Raw genomic sequence first — 15,218 nt, 5'->3', positions numbered from 1 at the left:
CGGCGCGTACGATCAAGAGGTCCGGAAGGAAGGAACCGCGCGTGGAGGACGCCGAAGATGCCGTCGCAGGCGTGCTGCGGCAATGGCAGCAGGAGCACCCCCGCCTGGATTTCGCCCCGGTCGCCGTGATCGGGCGGCTCAACCGCTGCACCGCCCTGCTCCATCAGGTCGCCGACGCCCCGCTCGGCCGTGCGGGCCTCACCCGGCCCGAGTACGACATCCTGTGCGCCCTCAGCCGTGTCGGCGGCGAGCTCACCCCCGGCCGGCTGGCCCGCGAGACCTTCGCCTCCGGTGCCGCCGTCACCAAACGGATCAAGCAGCTCGAACAGCGCGGCCTCGTCTCCCGCCGCCCCGACAGCCGCGACCGCCGGGTCTCCCACCTCTCCCTCACCGACACCGGCCGCGAGCTCGTCGACCGTCTCCTGCCCGACCAGCTCGACTACGAGAACGCCCTCCTCTCCGGCCTCCCCACCGACCGCCGCCAGGACCTCGCCGCCATCCTCGGCGACCTCCTCCTGCTCCTCGAAGGCCGCCTCGGCAGCGTCTCCGGCTGACGCCCGGCCCGGCGTATACCCTCGCCCCTCCCGGGTAGCCGCCCGGCATGAACGATCACCACCCCGACCCCGTCCCCCGCGACCTCCCCGACCAGCAGTCCGGCTCCACGCCCCATTCCGACCTCTGGCAGCACGAGGAGGAGTCCCGGGACGACGAGGACGCCCTCACCCCCGACGACCCCACCTCCGCCCCGGACGAACCCACGGACTGACCGCCGGAGCCCGGCGGGCGGAGGCCGAGAGGCCGCCCGGGGGCCGCACGGTGCGAGGGCGGCGTGGAGGACCGGCCCCCCGGGGCTTCAGCGAGCGCACATCTCCGCGATCCGCGATGGTCATGCCAAGGCAAGGGCGTGGCGGAAGACATAGAAGTGTCACCGTCCCCCGGCTTCGGGAAGTCCGCCATGACCGCAACGCACGACCTCGCAACGGCTCCGGCCGCCGCCCACCCGCCGCTCACCGATGACCGCCCGCGCTATCGCGTCGGCCTCGCGAAGGACGAGGCCGGCGTGCGGGCCGCACAGCTCCTGCGCCACCAGGTGTTCGCGGGGGAGATGGGGGCGGTGCTCGATACGCCGGTCCCGGGTCTGGACATCGATCCGCTCGACGCGTACTGCGACCACCTGCTGGTCCGCGAGGAGCGCACCGGAGCGGTGGTCGGCACGTACCGCCTGCTCTCCCCCGCGAACGCCCGCCGGGCGGGCCGCGGTTACTCGGAGTCGGAGTTCGACCTGAGCCGGCTGGCCGGGATCCGGGAGGACGTGGTCGAGGTGGGCCGCTCGTGCGTGCATCCCGCGCACCGGGACGGCGCCGTGGTGGCGCTGATGTGGGGCGGGATCGTGCAGTACCTCACGGCGACCGGCCACACCTGGGTCGCGGGCTGCTGCTCGGTGCCGCTGGGCGACGGCGGGGCGCTGGCAGCCGGCGTCTGGGACCGGGTGTCGGCCAAGCACCTCGCCCCGGAGACGTACCGGGTCACCCCCCACCGCCCCTGGGACCCGACGGGAATCCAGCGGGCCGCACGGACGCCGCTGCCGGCGCTGCTGCGCGGCTATCTGCGGCTGGGCGCCTGGGTGTGCGGGGAGCCGGCGTACGACCCGGACTTCGCGGTGGCAGACCTGTTCGTGCTGCTGTCCCTCGACCGGACCGATCCGCGCTATCTGCGGCACTTCGGCTCGCTGGGTTCCCTCGGCGGACCCGTCTGATGTCCGCCGCCTGGTGGTCGCCGGTGGCGCCCTGCACGCCGCAGGCCTGCGTGGTCGCCGGAGTGCCGTCGGTCGGCCCGCTCCGGCGGCTCGTACGGTACGCGGCCGGGCTGGCGGTGCTGCTCGCCGGGCTCGCGGTGTCGGTGCCGGCCGGGCGGTGGTGCCGGCCGGCTCGGCGGGACGCGCTGATCCGGTGGTGGGTGCGCGCGGTGGCGGCGGCCTTCGGGGTGCGGGTGGTCGTGCCGCCCATGTCACAGCGCTGTTCGACCGGCGCGTTGGTGGTGTCCAACCATGTCTCGTGGCTGGACATCCTGTTGGTGGCCGCCGTCTGCCCGGGCCGGATGCTGGCCAAGCACGAGGTGGCCGCGTGGCCGGTGGTGGGGCGGCTGGCCGTCCGTGGCGGCACGCTCTTCATCGACCGTGAGCGGATCAGGGCGCTCCCGGGGACGGTGGCCGAGATCGCCGAAGCGCTGCGGGGCGGCGCGACCGTCGTGGCGTTCCCCGAGGGCAGCACCTGGTGCGGCAGGGAGGAGGGCCGTTTCCGGCCCGCGGTGTTCCAGGCGGCGCTGGACGCCGGCGTACCCGTCCGCCCGGTGGCGATCCGCTACCGCCTGGCGGGCGGGGAGCCGACGACCGCGGCGGCGTTCGTCGGCGACGACACCCTGCTGGCGTCCCTGCGCCGCGTCGTGGCCACCCGGGGGCTGATCGCCGAGGTGACCGTTGATCAGGAGATACCGGTCGGCGCCCACGCCGACCGGCGTGCGCTGGCCCGGGCCGTCAGGCGTGCGCCGGCATCTCGTCCTTGAGGTCGGCGCGGATCATCTGACGCAGTTCGGCGTTGTCCTCGTGCTCGTGCACGGAGACGGCGTGCTCTGCGGCGGCCCGGACGACTTCTTCTTCCTCTCCGCTGATGGTGAGGGTGCACCCGCTGACGCTGGGGTGGTCCCGGCAGTCGACAACCTTGCGCATGACTACCTCCTATATCGGGACTTGTCCCCTCATCCTAGTCCTGACCCAGGTCAGCAGACCCCCGCTGACGACGGCCGCGAAAGCGCACCAGGTGGAGATGAACTCCAGCCGCCAGAGCACGGCACAGAGCGCGGCGCCCGCCGCCACGACCGTCCCCAGCAGCCGCAGCAACCGATCGCCGCTGACCAGCAGCGATCCCACGGTGGCGACGAGGTAGCCGGCGATCAGCGGTGGCGCGACGCCGGCGCCGCCCGGCAGGCCGACGCCGTAGCCGAGGGTGTGACCCCGGACCTGGGCGGCGACGGGCTCGGAGGCCACCGCGACGCCGAGGACGGCGGCCGTGGCGACCCCCACCACGCAGAAGGGGACCACCTGTCGACGTACGGACGGCGCCACCGCGAGCAGCACACCGAACGGCACCAGCACCGGGAGCACGGGCAGCGCGATGACGGCCCAGGCGACACGGGCGGTCGTCGCGGTGCCGTCCGCCACCTCGCCGAGCTCACCGCGCCAGACCACCGACTCGATCACCTGGTGCACGCCCAGCAGCAGAGGAAGCGCCGCCAGCGGCAGATCCCGCAGGCGGCGCACCTGGGCGACGCAGGCCACGCCGACGGCCGTGACAGCGCCTCCCGCGACCAGGTCGGCGGTGGCGCTCCAGCACATGGGACACCGTTCGTATAAAGAATGGAACCGTACAGGTCCGACAAATGTCTCACACAGTAACCGCACAGCCCCCGACGTCTCACAAGGGGGACGCCATGCACAACCGTCTGCGCCTCACGGCGATCGCCGCGACCGCACTGCTCATGACCGGCGCCGTGGCCTCGACCACCGCCTCGGCCGCGCCGGACCGCGCACCGTCCACGAGCCTGGTGGTCAACGCCCGGATCTCCGGTCATTGCTCCTTCGACCGCATCGTGGTCGACGTCAAGGGCCACTTGCCGCCGACCACGGTCAAACGGGTGAGGGAACTGCGCTACGACGCCTCGGGCAAGAAAGTCCCGCTCCCCGGGAAGTACTTCCTGGAGATCAGGCTCTCCCCCGCCGCCGCTCACAACGACGCGGGCAAGTCCGTCTACAAGGGCCCGCGCCTGGTCAAGCCGAATCTGCCGAAGCTGAAGGGCTTCGCCCTGACCGGCGACTTCGAGGGCGTCGTCCACTTCGGGGCCGCCTTCAACAGCCGGCCCGACTTCACCACGATGCGCCTGCACCATCCCGAGCGCTTCGTGCTCGACATCGCCCACCGGAACACCTGCTGATCCGCGCATCGAGCCTCCGCGCCGGGCGTCACACGACGTACGGCACCGGATGGATCTCGTCGGCGGCGTGTCCGGCCCGGTCGTGGACCCGCTGAACCGCCGCTGCCGAGGGCGCGTCGGACAGGCAGAAGACCGTGCCGGACTCGGGGTCGGCCCAGGCCTTCTCGAAGTGCACGCTCTCCTCGCCCTCGATCGCCAGGTCGGCCCGGTGCGCTTCCTTGAGCTCGTCAGCGGTGATGCCCTTCATCCCGTGATGGACGTCCATGAACTTGGTCATGACTTCTGCACTTCCTTCCGAACGGCTCCCCCACGGTCAATGCTGCCCCTGCGGGCGCATTATGGAAATAGGCCAACAATCCAGGCATTTCTGCCAGGTCGGAGAGCCTCATGATCGAAGTCAAGAACACCGGCAAACCCGATGAGCGTCGCGACTTCCCGCGCGGCCACCTCGATGTCCTCGACCTCACCGGACTGACCTTCGGCGTCGCCACCTTCGACCCCGGCTGGCGCTGGTCGGAGTCGATAGGACCGCTGGTCGGCACCGCGAGCTGCCAGACCCACCACAACGGCTATGCCCTCCAGGGGAGTTTGCGCGTCCGTATGGACGACGGCGAAGAGGCGGATATCCACCCCGGCGACGTCTTCGTCATCCCACCGGGCCACGACGCGTGGGTGGTGGGCGACGAGCAGTTCCTCGCCTTCGACTTCGCGGGCGGCATGGCCGAGTACGGAAAGGCCACGCAGGGAGGCTGAGTCAGCGGAATCACCTCGGCGCGGGACACCCACGGTGTCCCGCGCCGAGCGATGCACAGACAGCGCACAGGCCCTCTTGCCGCCCGCCTCTCGGGTCATGACAATGCACATGACAATTCCGAAAGACCTTCGGTCTCCGAGAGGACCCCCCACATGAACAAACCTCTCCTTGGCATGCTCGCGGCAATCCTTGCGGGCGCAGCCGCCATCGCGGGCTTCACCGTCCAGCCCGCCTCGGCCAGCAGCCGTACGACGACGACCGCCGCACCGCACGCCCAGGTGCAGGCCACCGTGAGCTTCGCCGGCGCCGTGTCGCTCAGCAACTGCTCCGGATCGATCATCAAGCTGCCGACCTCGGCATCCACCGACCCGGCCCTGGTGATGTCCAACGGCCACTGTCTCACCAGTGGATTCCTCAACCCGGGCGAGGTCGTCGTCAACAGCTCGTCCACCCGCAGCTTCGGCCTGCTCAACTCCTCCGGCACGAAGATCGCCACACTGAGGGCCACCAAGATCGCGTACGCGACGATGACCGACACCGACATATCGCTCTACCAACTCAGCAAGACCTATGCCCAGATCCAGTCGACGTACGGGATCACGGCGCTGGACCTGTCCGCCGACCACCCCGTGCAGGGCACCGCCATCAAGGTGGTCTCCGGCTACTGGAAGACCATCTACTCCTGCAACATCGACGGGTTCGTCTACCGCCTGCGTGAGGGCGACTGGACCTGGAAGGACTCGGTCCGCTACACCTCCGCCTGCAACACCATCGGCGGCACGTCGGGCTCGCCGGTGATCGACACCGCCACCGGCAAGGTGGTCGCGATCAACAACACGGGCAACGAGGACGGTGAGACCTGCACCGTCAACAACCCGTGCGAGGTCACCGCGGACGGCACCGTCACCATCCACCAGGGCATCAACTACGCCGAGGAGACCTACGGGATCACCCAGTGCTTCGGCAGCGGCAACCAGCTCGACCTGAGCCTGAGCGGGTGCACCCTGCCCAAGCCGTAGGCGCCCTCAACTCCCGTACAGGGCCTCGATCTCCGGGGCGCAGGCCTGCTCTATCGACCGCCGCTTGAGCTTCCGCGACGGCGTGAGCAGACCGAGCTCCTCGGTGAAGGAGAAGGGCAGGATACGGAAGGCGCGGATCGACTCGGCCTTGGAGACCTGGGTGTTGGCGGCACTCACCGCCCGCCGCACCTCGGCCTCCAGGTCGGGGTCGCGCACCAGCTCTACCGGGTCGGTGGTCGTCCCCTTGTCGCGGAGCCGCAGCCAGTGCCGCACCGCCTCGGGGTCGAGGGTCACCAGCGCGGCGACGTACGGCCGGTCGTTGCCGAGCACGATGCAGTGCTCGACCAGCGGATGCTCGCGAACCCGCTCCTCCAGCGCCCCCGGGGAGAGGTTCTTGCCGCTGGCGGTCACAATGAGCTCCTTCTTGCGGCCGGTGATGGTGAGGTAGCCGTGGTCGTCGATGCTGCCCAGGTCGCCGGTGTGCAGCCAGCCCTCCCGCAGCGCCTCCGCCGTCCCGTCCGGGTCACCCAGATAGCCGGAGAAGACACCGCCGCCGCGCAGCAGGATCTCGCCCTCGTCGGTGACCCGTAGATCCGTCCCGGGTACGGGCCGGCCCACGGTGCCGTGGCGCACCCGGCCGGGCGGGTTGACGGTGGCCGCCGAGGTGGTCTCGGTGAGGCCGTAACCCTCGTAGACCGGCACTCCGGCGCCCGCGAAGAACAGGCCGAGCCGGCGCCCCATGGTGGAGCCGCCGCTCACCGCGTTGCGGACCCGGCCGCCCATGGCGTCGCGCACCTTGCCGTAGACGAGGTGGTCGAAGAGCCGGTGGCTCAGCCGCAGCGCCGGGCCCGGACCCGGCCCCTCGCCGAAGGCCTTCCGCTCCCGGGCCTCGGCGTAGCGCACCGCCACCTCGACGGCCCGGTCGAAGATCTGCAGGTTCCCGTCCCGCTCGGCCTTGGCCCTGGCTGCGCCGAAGACCCGCTCGAAGACGTACGGCACGGCCAGGACGAAGGTCGGCCGGAAGGCGGCCAGGTCCGGCAGCAGCGCCCCGGCGGACATGTCGGGCTGGTGGCCGATCCGTACGTCCGCCCGGATGGCCGCGACCTCGACCATGCGGCCGAAGACATGCGCGAGCGGCAGGAAGAGCAGCGTCGAGGGGGCCTCGCCGTCGACGGGGTCGAAGACGGCCCGCATGCTCGCGATGAGGTTGTCGCACTCGGCCATGAAGTTGGCGTGGGTGAGCACGCAGCCCTGCGGCCGGCCGGTGGTGCCCGAGGTGTAGATCACGGTCGCCACCGCGTCCGGGGTGACCGCGAGCCGGTGCCGGTGCACCAGGCTCTCCGGGATCCGCTGCCCCGCCTCGCCGAGCCGCTCCACGGCCCCGGCGTCCAGCTGCCACACCCGGGTCACGCCGTTCAGCGCGCCGATCACCGAGCCCAGCGTCATCGCGTGGTCCTCGTCCTCGACCACGCATGCCACCACTCCGGCGTCGCGCAGGATCCAGCCGAGCTGCTCGGCGGAGGCCGTGGGGTAGACCGGCACCGGCTGGGCGCCGACCGCCCAGAGCGCGAAGTCGAAGAGCGTCCACTCGTAGCGGGTGCGGGACATGATCACGACCCGGTCGCCGAACCGCACGCCCTCCGCCAGCAGGCCTCTGGCCAGCGCCATCACCTCGTCGCGGAACCGGGCGGCGGTCACGTCCTGCCACTGACCGTCGGTTTTGCGGCCGAGCTGGATCCGGTCCGGCGCCTCGGAAGCCTTTTCGAATACGACGTCGGCGAGACCGCCGACAAGAGGTGCTGTGGCCAGGGCCGGCACGGTGAACTCGCGCACGCGTGCTCCTAGTGGGGGAATCGGAGCGTGGATGCGTAAATTAGCCGATCTTCGGTGCCCTGTCGGCCGATAGGACCATGCGAAAGACGAATACGCGGGGATCTTCACTGCGTGTTCGACGCGGGGGCGCGATCATTGATATGGGAGGTGACCTCCATGACCACCAGGATCCGACTCCACGGAGGCCCCGGCGACGGCCTCATTCTCGGCATTGTCGTCGCCGGCGGAGGGCAGCCGCCCGAGGGCATCCTGTACGACCCGCTGGCGATCACCGTGCAGGACGCCGCTGCCCACCAGGCGTGGCCCGACAGCGCCGCGTACTACGAGCGCGTCGAGCACATCGCCGACGAGCCGTGGGACTACGAGTACGAGAGCGAGGCCACGGCCCCGCTGGAGTGAGACGCCCGTCGCCTTCCCGGCTGCCGGAAGCTCCCGGTTTGGCCGGGGCCTCGTCTGCTCCGTAGAGTTCCGCCGGAAGCAGATGGAACACACGATCCACGAAACGACGGCGGGCATGACGGCGATCGACCACGGCCAGAGCATCACAGCGCAGCAGGAAGGCATCCCGGGTATCGACCCGGCGCGCCTGGAGCTGTGCCTGAGCGTGCTCAAGGAGCTCGACGAGCTGCCGGTCGACCACCCGGACGCCATCGCCGTCCGCCTGGCCACCGCCGGCATCTACCGGTCGGTGAAGCACCGCCGCCGCCAGGAGCGCCGGGCCGCCAAGACGGCCAACGACAAGGCCGTCACCGAGGCCACCGCGACCGGATCGGCCGAGCGGATCGACGACGAGACGGAAGGCCTGCTGCCGAGCTCGTCGGTCAGCGGCGAGATCGCCGGGATCCTGGAGCGGCCGCGCTCCTGCTACATCTGCAAGACCCGCTATGTCGAGGTGGACGCCTTCTACCACCAGCTCTGCCAGTCCTGCGCACACGAGAACCGTGCCAAGCGCGAGGCGCGTACGGATCTCAGCGGCAAGCGCGCGCTGCTCACCGGCGGCCGCGCGAAGATCGGCATGTACATCGCGCTGCGCCTGCTGCGCGACGGCGCGCACACCACCATCACCACCCGCTTCCCCAATGACGCGATCCGCCGCTTCAAGGCGATGCCGGACAGCGCCGAGTGGATCCACCGCCTCAGGATCGTCGGCATCGACCTGCGCGACCCGGCGCAGGTCGTGGCGCTCGCCGACTCGGTCGCCGCGCAGGGCCCGCTGGACATCCTGATCAACAACGCGGCGCAGACCGTGCGTCGCTCCCCCGGCGCTTACGCGGAGCTGGTGGCCGCCGAGTCGGCGCCGCTGCCGGCCGGGGAGCTGCCCGCCTCCGAGGTGATCGGCACCTTCGGCAGCGGTGCCCAGGCGGCGCTGCCGGGCCCGCGCCGGGACGACGCGCTGACCGCCCAGGACGTCACCGCGCTCGCGCTGACCACCGGGTCGGCGACGCCGGCCCGCATCGAGGCCGGCACCGCGATCGACGCGGGCGGCCTGGTACCGGACCTGGCCCCGGTCAACAGCTGGATCCAGAAGGTCGACGAGGTCGACCCGGTGGAGCTGCTCGAAGTGCAGCTGTGCAATGTCACCGCGCCCTTCGTCCTGGTCAGCCGGCTGCGCCCGGCGATGGCCGCCTCCGCCGCCCGCCGGAAGTACGTCGTGAACGTCTCGGCCATGGAGGGCCAGTTCAGCCGCGGCTACAAGGGCCCCGGCCACCCGCACACCAACATGGCCAAGGCCGCGCTGAACATGCTGACCCGCACCAGCGCCCAGGAGATGCTGGACTCCGACGGCATCCTCATGACCGCCGTCGACACCGGCTGGATCACCGACGAGCGCCCGCACCCCGACAAGATGCGGCTGGCCACCGAGGGCTTCCACGCCCCCCTGGACCTGGTCGACGGCGCCGCCCGCGTCTACGACCCGATCGTGCGCGGCGAGGCCGGCGAGGACCTGTACGGCTGCTTCCTGAAGGACTACTCCCCCTCCGCCTGGTAGTTCCGCCCGGTAGTTCCGCCCGGTCCGCCGCCGCGCGCCCGGTCGCCTCAGGGTCTAGGCTCTGGATCATGGGTGAGCGGCACTTCGCGCCCTCCGCGCCCGAGCTTGTCCTTGAGACCGATGACGGTCAGCAGGTCATCGTCCCGGGGCGGACCTACCATGTCGGCCGCGATCCGGACAGCGAGGTCGCGTACGAGGATCCCCGGGTGTCGTGGCACCACGCGCTGCTGCGGGCCGACGACAACGGCTGGATCCTGGAGGACAGCGGCAGCACCAACGGCACGTACGCCGACGGCAAGAGCGTCCGCCAGTGGGGCGTCGGCCCCGGCTGCACGATCCGCTTCGGCCACCCGGCCGACGGCCCCTGGGCCAAGCTCAGCGGCGTCGCGCACGGTCCCGAGACGCGGGTCTTCGAGCCGGAGGCGTACGCGACCCCGCTCACCGGCCCGGTGGCCACCGGGACCTTCCGGCAGCCCACGTCGATCCGGCCGCTGCCCGCCCGTACCGTACGGATCGGCCGCGCCGCCGACAGCGACGTGGTCGTCGACGACCTGGTGGTCTCGCGGCACCACGCCGAGCTGCGCGCGTCCCCCGGCGGCGGCTACGAGATCGTCGACCTGGGCAGCCACAACGGCACGTATCTCAACGGCCAGCCGGTCATCAGTGCCGCCATCCACGCCGGCGACATCGTCGGCATCGGGCACTCGGTCTTCCGGCTGGTCGGCGACACGCTGGTGGAGTTCACGGACACCGGCGAAGTCTCGCTGCAGGTCAGGGACCTGGCGGTGGAGGTCGACAGCGGCCGCAGGACGCTGCTGGACCACATCTCCTTCCCCGTCGGCGAGAAGTGCCTGCTCGCGGTGGTCGGCCCGAGCGGCTCGGGCAAGTCCACCCTCCTCAACGCCCTTACGGGGCTTCGCCCGGCCGACCACGGCACCGTGCTCTACGACGGCCGCGACCTCTACCGCGAGTACGCCGAACTGCGGCAGCGCATCGGTCTCGTGCCGCAGGACGACATCCTGCACCTGCAGTTGCCGGTGCGCCGGGCCCTGGGTTACGCCGCCGAGCTGCGCTTCCCCGGCGACACCGCGAAGGGCGAGCGGCGGGCGCGGGTGGACGAGGTGATCGGCGAACTGGGCCTGGAGGCACGGGTCGACCAGCCGATCCACAGCCTGTCGGGCGGCCAGCGCAAACGGGTCAGCGTGGCGCTGGAGCTGCTGACCAAGCCGTCACTGCTCTTCCTGGACGAACCGACCTCGGGTCTGGACCCGGGCATGGACCGCTCGGTGATGAACATGCTGCGCGGCCTCGCCGACGACGGCCGCACCGTCATCGTGGTCACCCACAGCGTGCTCAGCCTCGAAGTCTGCGACCGGCTGCTCGTCATGGCGCCCGGCGGGCGGATGGCCTACTACGGGCCGCCCGAGGGCACCCTGGACTTCTTCGGATTCAAGGAGTGGCCGGAGGCATTCGAGGCGTTCGAGAACGACCAGCAGCGCGACTGGGCCGGCCAGTACCAGGCCTCCTCCCTGCACTCCGAGTACATCGCCTCGGCCGACGACCGGCCGGGACCGGCGCCGGACTCGGCCCAGCACGGCGTCAAGCCACCCAAGCCGCAGAGCTGGGGCGGGCAGTTGCGTACGCTGGTCCGCCGCTACACGGCCTCGCTGGTCGCCGACCGGACCTTCCTGGCCATCATGATCGCGCTGCCGTTCGTGATGGGCGCGATGGCGCACGCGCTGGCCGGCGGGAAGCTGACGGAGAAGAACGCCTTCAACGTCCTGCTGATCCTGTGTGTCGGCGGGGTGCTCACCGGCGCGGCCAACGCGGTGCGTGAGCTGGTCAAGGAACGGGTGATCTACCAGCGGGAGCGGGCCGTCGGGCTGTCCCGGTCCGCGTATCTCTGCTCGAAGATCGTCGTGCTCGGAGTGATCACCGTCATCCAGGCGCTCGTGCTGACCATGGTCGGGCTCGTCGGCGTCAAACTCAGACCTCAGGGCGGCAGCGGGGTGTTCCTGCCGCCGCTGGCCGAGATCGCGCTGGCCGTGGCGCTGCTGTCCTTCACCGCGATGATGCTGGGCCTGCTGGTCTCGGCGCTGGTGAGCAAGGAAGAGGTCACCATGCCGCTGCTGGTGCTGCTCGCCATCGTCCAGGTGGTCTTCTGCGGCGCGCTGCTGCCGCTCAACGGGACGCCGGGGCTCGAGCAGTTCGCCTGGCTGATCCCCTCCCGCTGGGCGCTCGGCGCGATGGCCGGGACGGTGGACCTGCACCGGATCGTGCGGGACACCTCTGCCGCCGACCCGCTGTTCCGGCACTCGGCGGGCGTCTGGCTGCTGGACATGGGCATGATGCTGGTCCTCAGCGCGGTCTACGCGTTCGCGGTGTCCAGGCTGCTGCGGCGGCACGAGCCGGCCATCATGCGGAGCTGACGCCATGGCCACCCAGGAGTTCCGTCCCACGCATGTCGCCCCCGCCGCCGGCCTGCCGACCTGGGCCGCGCCCGGCGAGTCGCAGCCCTCGGCGCGGCTCGATCCGCTGCTGCCGGTACGGCTGGTGGGCCGCCGGGGCGACTGGGGCCGCATCGTCTGCTCGAACGGCTGGTCGGCGTGGGTGGACGGCCGGCTGCTCGTCGCCGTACCGCAGGGCCCGCCGGAGGCCTCGGGCGCACCGGAGCGCACCTCCGACGCCCGGCCGCTGCTGGCCGAGCTGGAGCGGGCGTTGAGCCGCTACCGGCACCTGACGGAGGAGCTGGCGGCGGGCCGTATCGACGGCGAGACCTTCCGGCGGCGCACGGAGGGGACCCGGATCGGTGCGGTCGTGGACGGCGAGGCGATCTGGCTGTTCGACGCCGAGCACGAGTGCTGGGTCTACTGCGAGGGCGCGGAGATGACGACGTACGCGGCCGTCGAGCCGCCCTCCGCGGAGCCGGCCACCACGGTGCAGCGGCAGCCGCCCACCCGGATCGGTGACGTGCCGTGACCGCCCCGACCGACATGGCGGGCCGGCAGATCGCCGGGTACCGGGTCGAGCGGGAGATCGGCCGCGGCGGCATGGCCGTGGTCTACCGGGCCAAGGACCTGCGCCTGGGCCGTACGGTCGCGCTCAAGGTGCTCGCCCCGGAGCTGGCCCGCAACGACGTCTTCCGCAAGCGCTTCGTGCACGAGTCGGAGGTCGCCGCCGCGATCGACCACCCGCACATCGTCCCGATCTTCGAGGCCGGGGAGACCGACGGCATCCTCTACATCGCCATGCGGTACGTGGAGGGGCGCGACCTGCGGGCGCTCATCGACCGCGAGGGGCCGCTGCCGCTGGAGGCCGCCGGGCGTATCGCCGTACAGATCGCCTCGGCGCTGGACGCGGCCCACTCGCACGACCTGGTGCACCGGGACGTCAAGCCCGGCAACATCCTGATCGCCGAGGGCACCGACGCCGACCACCCCGAGCACGTCTACCTCACCGACTTCGGGCTGACGAAGAAGTCCCTGTCGCTGACCGGCTTCACCACGGTCGGGCAGTTCGTGGGCACGTTGGACTATGTCGCACCCGAGCAGATCTCCGGCCACCCGGTGGACGGCCGCTGCGACGTGTACAGCCTGGGCTGTGTGGTCTTCGAGATGCTGACGGCCACCGCGCCCTTCCGGCGCGACGACGACCTGGCCCTGCTGTGGGCCCATCTCTACGCCGAACCACCGAAGTTGACCCCGCTGCGGCCCGAACTGCCGGACGCCGTCGACGAGGTCATGGCCCGGGCGCTCGCCAAGTCCCCCGGGGAGCGGCATGACACCTGCCTGCGGTTCGTGGCCGCGCTGCGCACCGCCTGGAGCGTACGCGAGGAGGCCTCCCACCCTGCGCCGGCGCAGCTGGACCACCAGCCGACCCAGGTAGTGGCCACCCTGCCGAAGGAACTGGGCGAGGAACTGGGCGAGAAGCTGCCCGAGGAGGCGGCGACTGCGCCGATGGCGTCGGTGCCGCTCCCGGCGCCGCCGGATCCGCCGCGGTGGGCGCTACCGGTGTTTCGTCGTCCATGACGCGAGGACGCTGCCGATGAAGCCGGCCAGCGCTCCCCACCCGGCGGCGATCGGCACCGCCGTCAGCAGACGGCAGTGCAGCGACACCGCTCCGCCGAGGCCGCCGCCCTCGGAGGCGTCGCCGATGCCGAACAGCGAGAGTCCGTAGTGGGCGTGGACGCCGGTGAGCACTCCGACGGCCAGCATCGCGACGGCCATGGCCAGCGCCAGATGCAGGGCGTTGCGCGGATGGCCGACACCGGCCGGGGAACGCCGGGCCTTCACGAAACCGGCGGCCAGCAGCGCGACGCCCGCGAGGACCGGCAGCAGCCAGACCCTCCCGTCGTACTGCGAGAGGGAGTTGAGGTTGAGCGGCACATCGCCCTTGCCGGTCGTCCGCAACACCGAGGCCAGCGCCTCGGGCATGGGCAGGCCGAGGCCGCCCTTGACGCTGCCGTCCCAGGTGGCCCCCAGGCCCAGGCCGAAGGCCAGCCACACCAGGTTCGGCAGCCCGAGGAACACGACGGCGAAGACGTCACCCGAGTCCGCGCCGGCGCCGCCCGTTCCGGTGGCGGCCGTCACGATCGCGGCGATCAGCCCGATGGCGGTGTAGGCGAGCAACACCATCACCGTGACGCGGGCGGCGGGGCGTACGGAGGGCTCGAGGTGCACCAGCCGGGTCGGCAGCGGAGCCCGGCGGGAGACCGTGAAGGCCAGGGCCAGGACGACCAGCAGCCACAGCAGGCCGAAGCCGACCGTCGCCGGGTAGGTCGCGCGGAATCCGATGCTGGGGGTGGCGCCGAAGAGGCTGCCGAGCTGGTCGACGAGGGAGTTCCCCACGGAGATGGTGAAGGTGTGCCGGGCCGCGAGCGCGATCAGGACCAGGGCGATCAGCCAGAGCGCCGCCGTACGGGCGAACCGCCCGGCCAGCTCGGCCCCCGAGGTGACCGCCCGGAAACGCAGTGGCCGAAGGAAGACCGCCGCCATCACCAGGGCCCCCGCCAGGCTCACCGACAGCGGTACGAGGGTGATCCCGGCGTCCGCGTTGGCGATGAATCCGGCGCCGCCGCTCAGCTCCGTACGGCCGCCCACCGCCATCACCACCGTGGCCACCACCACCGGCGCGAAGGCCGAGCCCGGCAACTGCGACGCCCCGGCCAGCCACAGCCCCAGGGCCGCCACGACCGCCATCGACAGCCCCCCGGCGAGAACCACGGCCAGGGCGTCCAGCCAGCCACGCAGGGCGCCGGGGGCAGTCGTGTCATGGTTCACGCGCCCAGGCTAAGCAGCGCCCGCCCGCACCGCTCGTCCGGAATGCCCCGGCTTGCGGCTTTGTCGGCCGCCGAACACACAATGCAGGGTGACCACTCCGCCCTCGGGCCCTCCGTCCGGCCCCCTGTCCGGCCCTCCGGCCCCTCCGCCGGAGCCGCCGCCAGAGCCCCAGCAGCCCGCAGGTCCGCCCGGCCGCGGACCGGGCGGCCCGTGGTGGCGCTCCACCCGGGCGGTGGTGCTGCTCGCCGTCGTGGCGGTGGCGGTGGTCGCCGTGGCGGTGGCGCTGGCCGTCGGTGGCGGCGGAGGCAAGGGGGGCGGCGGCCCGTCGACCGCGGCCGCCCCGCAGAAACGCCACC

At 71.7% G+C, this 15,218-nt stretch carries 18 protein-coding genes; 13 read left to right on the top strand and 5 right to left on the bottom strand.

Annotation, left to right across the window (positions count from 1 at the left end; translation table 11 throughout):
* The first annotated feature begins 41 nt into the window (after positions 1 to 41).
* From ACFXJ5_RS18380 to ACFXJ5_RS18365, 4 genes are all read left to right on the top strand, one after another.
* Entirely contained in the window at positions 42 to 554 is a 513-nt protein-coding gene (locus ACFXJ5_RS18380) for a MarR family winged helix-turn-helix transcriptional regulator (RefSeq protein WP_384631588.1), read from the top strand.
* A 47-nt stretch (positions 555 to 601) separates the two neighbouring features.
* Positions 602 to 766 carry a hypothetical protein gene (locus tag ACFXJ5_RS18375; RefSeq protein ID WP_384631586.1) on the top strand — a complete coding sequence of 55 codons (165 nt, stop codon included), beginning with the start codon at positions 602 to 604 and terminating at the stop codon, positions 764 to 766.
* 189 nt (positions 767 to 955) lie between these two features.
* On the top strand, positions 956 to 1,756 hold the full coding sequence (locus tag ACFXJ5_RS18370; RefSeq protein WP_384631585.1) for a GNAT family N-acetyltransferase: 801 nt from the start codon (positions 956 to 958) through the stop codon (positions 1,754 to 1,756).
* The gene (locus ACFXJ5_RS18365; protein ID WP_384631583.1) at positions 1,756 to 2,562 is read left to right on the top strand and encodes a lysophospholipid acyltransferase family protein; all 807 of its coding nucleotides are present in this window, start codon (positions 1,756 to 1,758) and stop codon (positions 2,560 to 2,562) included. The genes ACFXJ5_RS18370 and ACFXJ5_RS18365 overlap by 1 nt, the downstream gene beginning before the upstream one ends.
* Here ACFXJ5_RS18365 and ACFXJ5_RS18360 read toward each other — a convergent pair.
* Positions 2,534 to 2,725 (bottom strand): DUF1059 domain-containing protein, encoded by a 192-nt coding sequence (locus tag ACFXJ5_RS18360; protein WP_384631581.1) that lies wholly within the window; start codon positions 2,723 to 2,725, stop codon positions 2,534 to 2,536. The two genes, ACFXJ5_RS18365 and ACFXJ5_RS18360, sit on opposite strands and share 29 nt — an antisense overlap.
* Positions 2,726 to 2,734: 9 nt before the next feature.
* Complete coding sequence (locus ACFXJ5_RS18355; protein ID WP_384631580.1) at positions 2,735 to 3,391, bottom strand: DUF6629 family protein; 657 nt, start codon at positions 3,389 to 3,391, stop codon at positions 2,735 to 2,737.
* 95 nt (positions 3,392 to 3,486) lie between these two features.
* Between ACFXJ5_RS18355 and ACFXJ5_RS18350 the strand changes: the two genes are divergently transcribed.
* On the top strand, positions 3,487 to 3,987 hold the full coding sequence (locus ACFXJ5_RS18350; protein WP_384631578.1) for an AMIN-like domain-containing (lipo)protein: 501 nt from the start codon (positions 3,487 to 3,489) through the stop codon (positions 3,985 to 3,987).
* Between the two features lie 28 nt (positions 3,988 to 4,015).
* On the opposite strand, the gene ACFXJ5_RS18345 is transcribed toward ACFXJ5_RS18350, so the two are convergent.
* Entirely contained in the window at positions 4,016 to 4,264 is a 249-nt protein-coding gene (locus tag ACFXJ5_RS18345; RefSeq protein WP_384631576.1) for an SCO4226 family nickel-binding protein, read from the bottom strand.
* A 110-nt stretch (positions 4,265 to 4,374) separates the two neighbouring features.
* Between ACFXJ5_RS18345 and ACFXJ5_RS18340 the strand changes: the two genes are divergently transcribed.
* Together ACFXJ5_RS18340 and ACFXJ5_RS18335 are read left to right on the top strand one after the other, a co-directional pair.
* Positions 4,375 to 4,740, top strand: coding sequence for a cupin domain-containing protein (locus ACFXJ5_RS18340; protein ID WP_384631574.1), 366 nt, complete (start codon positions 4,375 to 4,377; stop codon positions 4,738 to 4,740).
* A 153-nt stretch (positions 4,741 to 4,893) separates the two neighbouring features.
* Complete coding sequence (locus ACFXJ5_RS18335; RefSeq protein WP_384631572.1) at positions 4,894 to 5,760, top strand: serine protease; 867 nt, start codon at positions 4,894 to 4,896, stop codon at positions 5,758 to 5,760.
* A gap of 6 nt (positions 5,761 to 5,766) precedes the next feature.
* Here the strand turns inward: ACFXJ5_RS18335 and ACFXJ5_RS18330 are convergent, their stop codons facing one another.
* Positions 5,767 to 7,593 (bottom strand): AMP-dependent synthetase/ligase, encoded by a 1,827-nt coding sequence (locus ACFXJ5_RS18330; RefSeq protein WP_384631570.1) that lies wholly within the window; start codon positions 7,591 to 7,593, stop codon positions 5,767 to 5,769.
* 156 nt (positions 7,594 to 7,749) lie between these two features.
* Between ACFXJ5_RS18330 and ACFXJ5_RS18325 the strand changes: the two genes are divergently transcribed.
* The 5 genes from ACFXJ5_RS18325 to ACFXJ5_RS18305 all read left to right on the top strand — a co-directional run bounded on the left by ACFXJ5_RS18325 (position 7,750) and on the right by ACFXJ5_RS18305 (position 13,611).
* Complete coding sequence (locus ACFXJ5_RS18325) at positions 7,750 to 7,992, top strand: hypothetical protein (protein WP_384631569.1); 243 nt, start codon at positions 7,750 to 7,752, stop codon at positions 7,990 to 7,992.
* 115 nt (positions 7,993 to 8,107) lie between these two features.
* Positions 8,108 to 9,583, top strand: a complete 1,476-nt coding sequence (locus tag ACFXJ5_RS18320) for an SDR family NAD(P)-dependent oxidoreductase (RefSeq protein ID WP_384631876.1) — start codon at positions 8,108 to 8,110, stop codon at positions 9,581 to 9,583.
* A 68-nt stretch (positions 9,584 to 9,651) separates the two neighbouring features.
* Positions 9,652 to 12,012: an FHA domain-containing protein gene (locus ACFXJ5_RS18315; protein WP_384631568.1), complete on the top strand. Its 2,361-nt coding sequence runs from the start codon at positions 9,652 to 9,654 to the stop codon at positions 12,010 to 12,012.
* A gap of 4 nt (positions 12,013 to 12,016) precedes the next feature.
* Positions 12,017 to 12,562 (top strand): hypothetical protein, encoded by a 546-nt coding sequence (locus ACFXJ5_RS18310; protein WP_384631566.1) that lies wholly within the window; start codon positions 12,017 to 12,019, stop codon positions 12,560 to 12,562.
* A gap of 14 nt (positions 12,563 to 12,576) precedes the next feature.
* The gene (locus ACFXJ5_RS18305; protein ID WP_384631873.1) at positions 12,577 to 13,611 is read left to right on the top strand and encodes a serine/threonine-protein kinase; all 1,035 of its coding nucleotides are present in this window, start codon (positions 12,577 to 12,579) and stop codon (positions 13,609 to 13,611) included.
* On the opposite strand, the gene ACFXJ5_RS18300 is transcribed toward ACFXJ5_RS18305, so the two are convergent.
* The gene (locus ACFXJ5_RS18300) at positions 13,588 to 14,862 is read right to left on the bottom strand and encodes a streptophobe family protein (RefSeq protein ID WP_384631564.1); all 1,275 of its coding nucleotides are present in this window, start codon (positions 14,860 to 14,862) and stop codon (positions 13,588 to 13,590) included. The two genes, ACFXJ5_RS18305 and ACFXJ5_RS18300, sit on opposite strands and share 24 nt — an antisense overlap.
* 88 nt (positions 14,863 to 14,950) lie before the next feature.
* Here ACFXJ5_RS18300 and ACFXJ5_RS18295 point away from each other — a divergent pair.
* A partial coding sequence (locus tag ACFXJ5_RS18295) for a hypothetical protein (RefSeq protein ID WP_384631562.1) occupies positions 14,951 to 15,218 on the top strand: 268 nt, incomplete at its 3' end.

The organism is Streptomyces sp. NPDC059373, from assembly GCF_042751495.1.
Lineage (GTDB): Bacteria > Actinomycetota > Actinomycetes > Streptomycetales > Streptomycetaceae > Actinacidiphila.
Note: the sequence above shows the minus strand (reverse complement) of the source record. Positions and strands in the feature narration are given on the sequence as shown.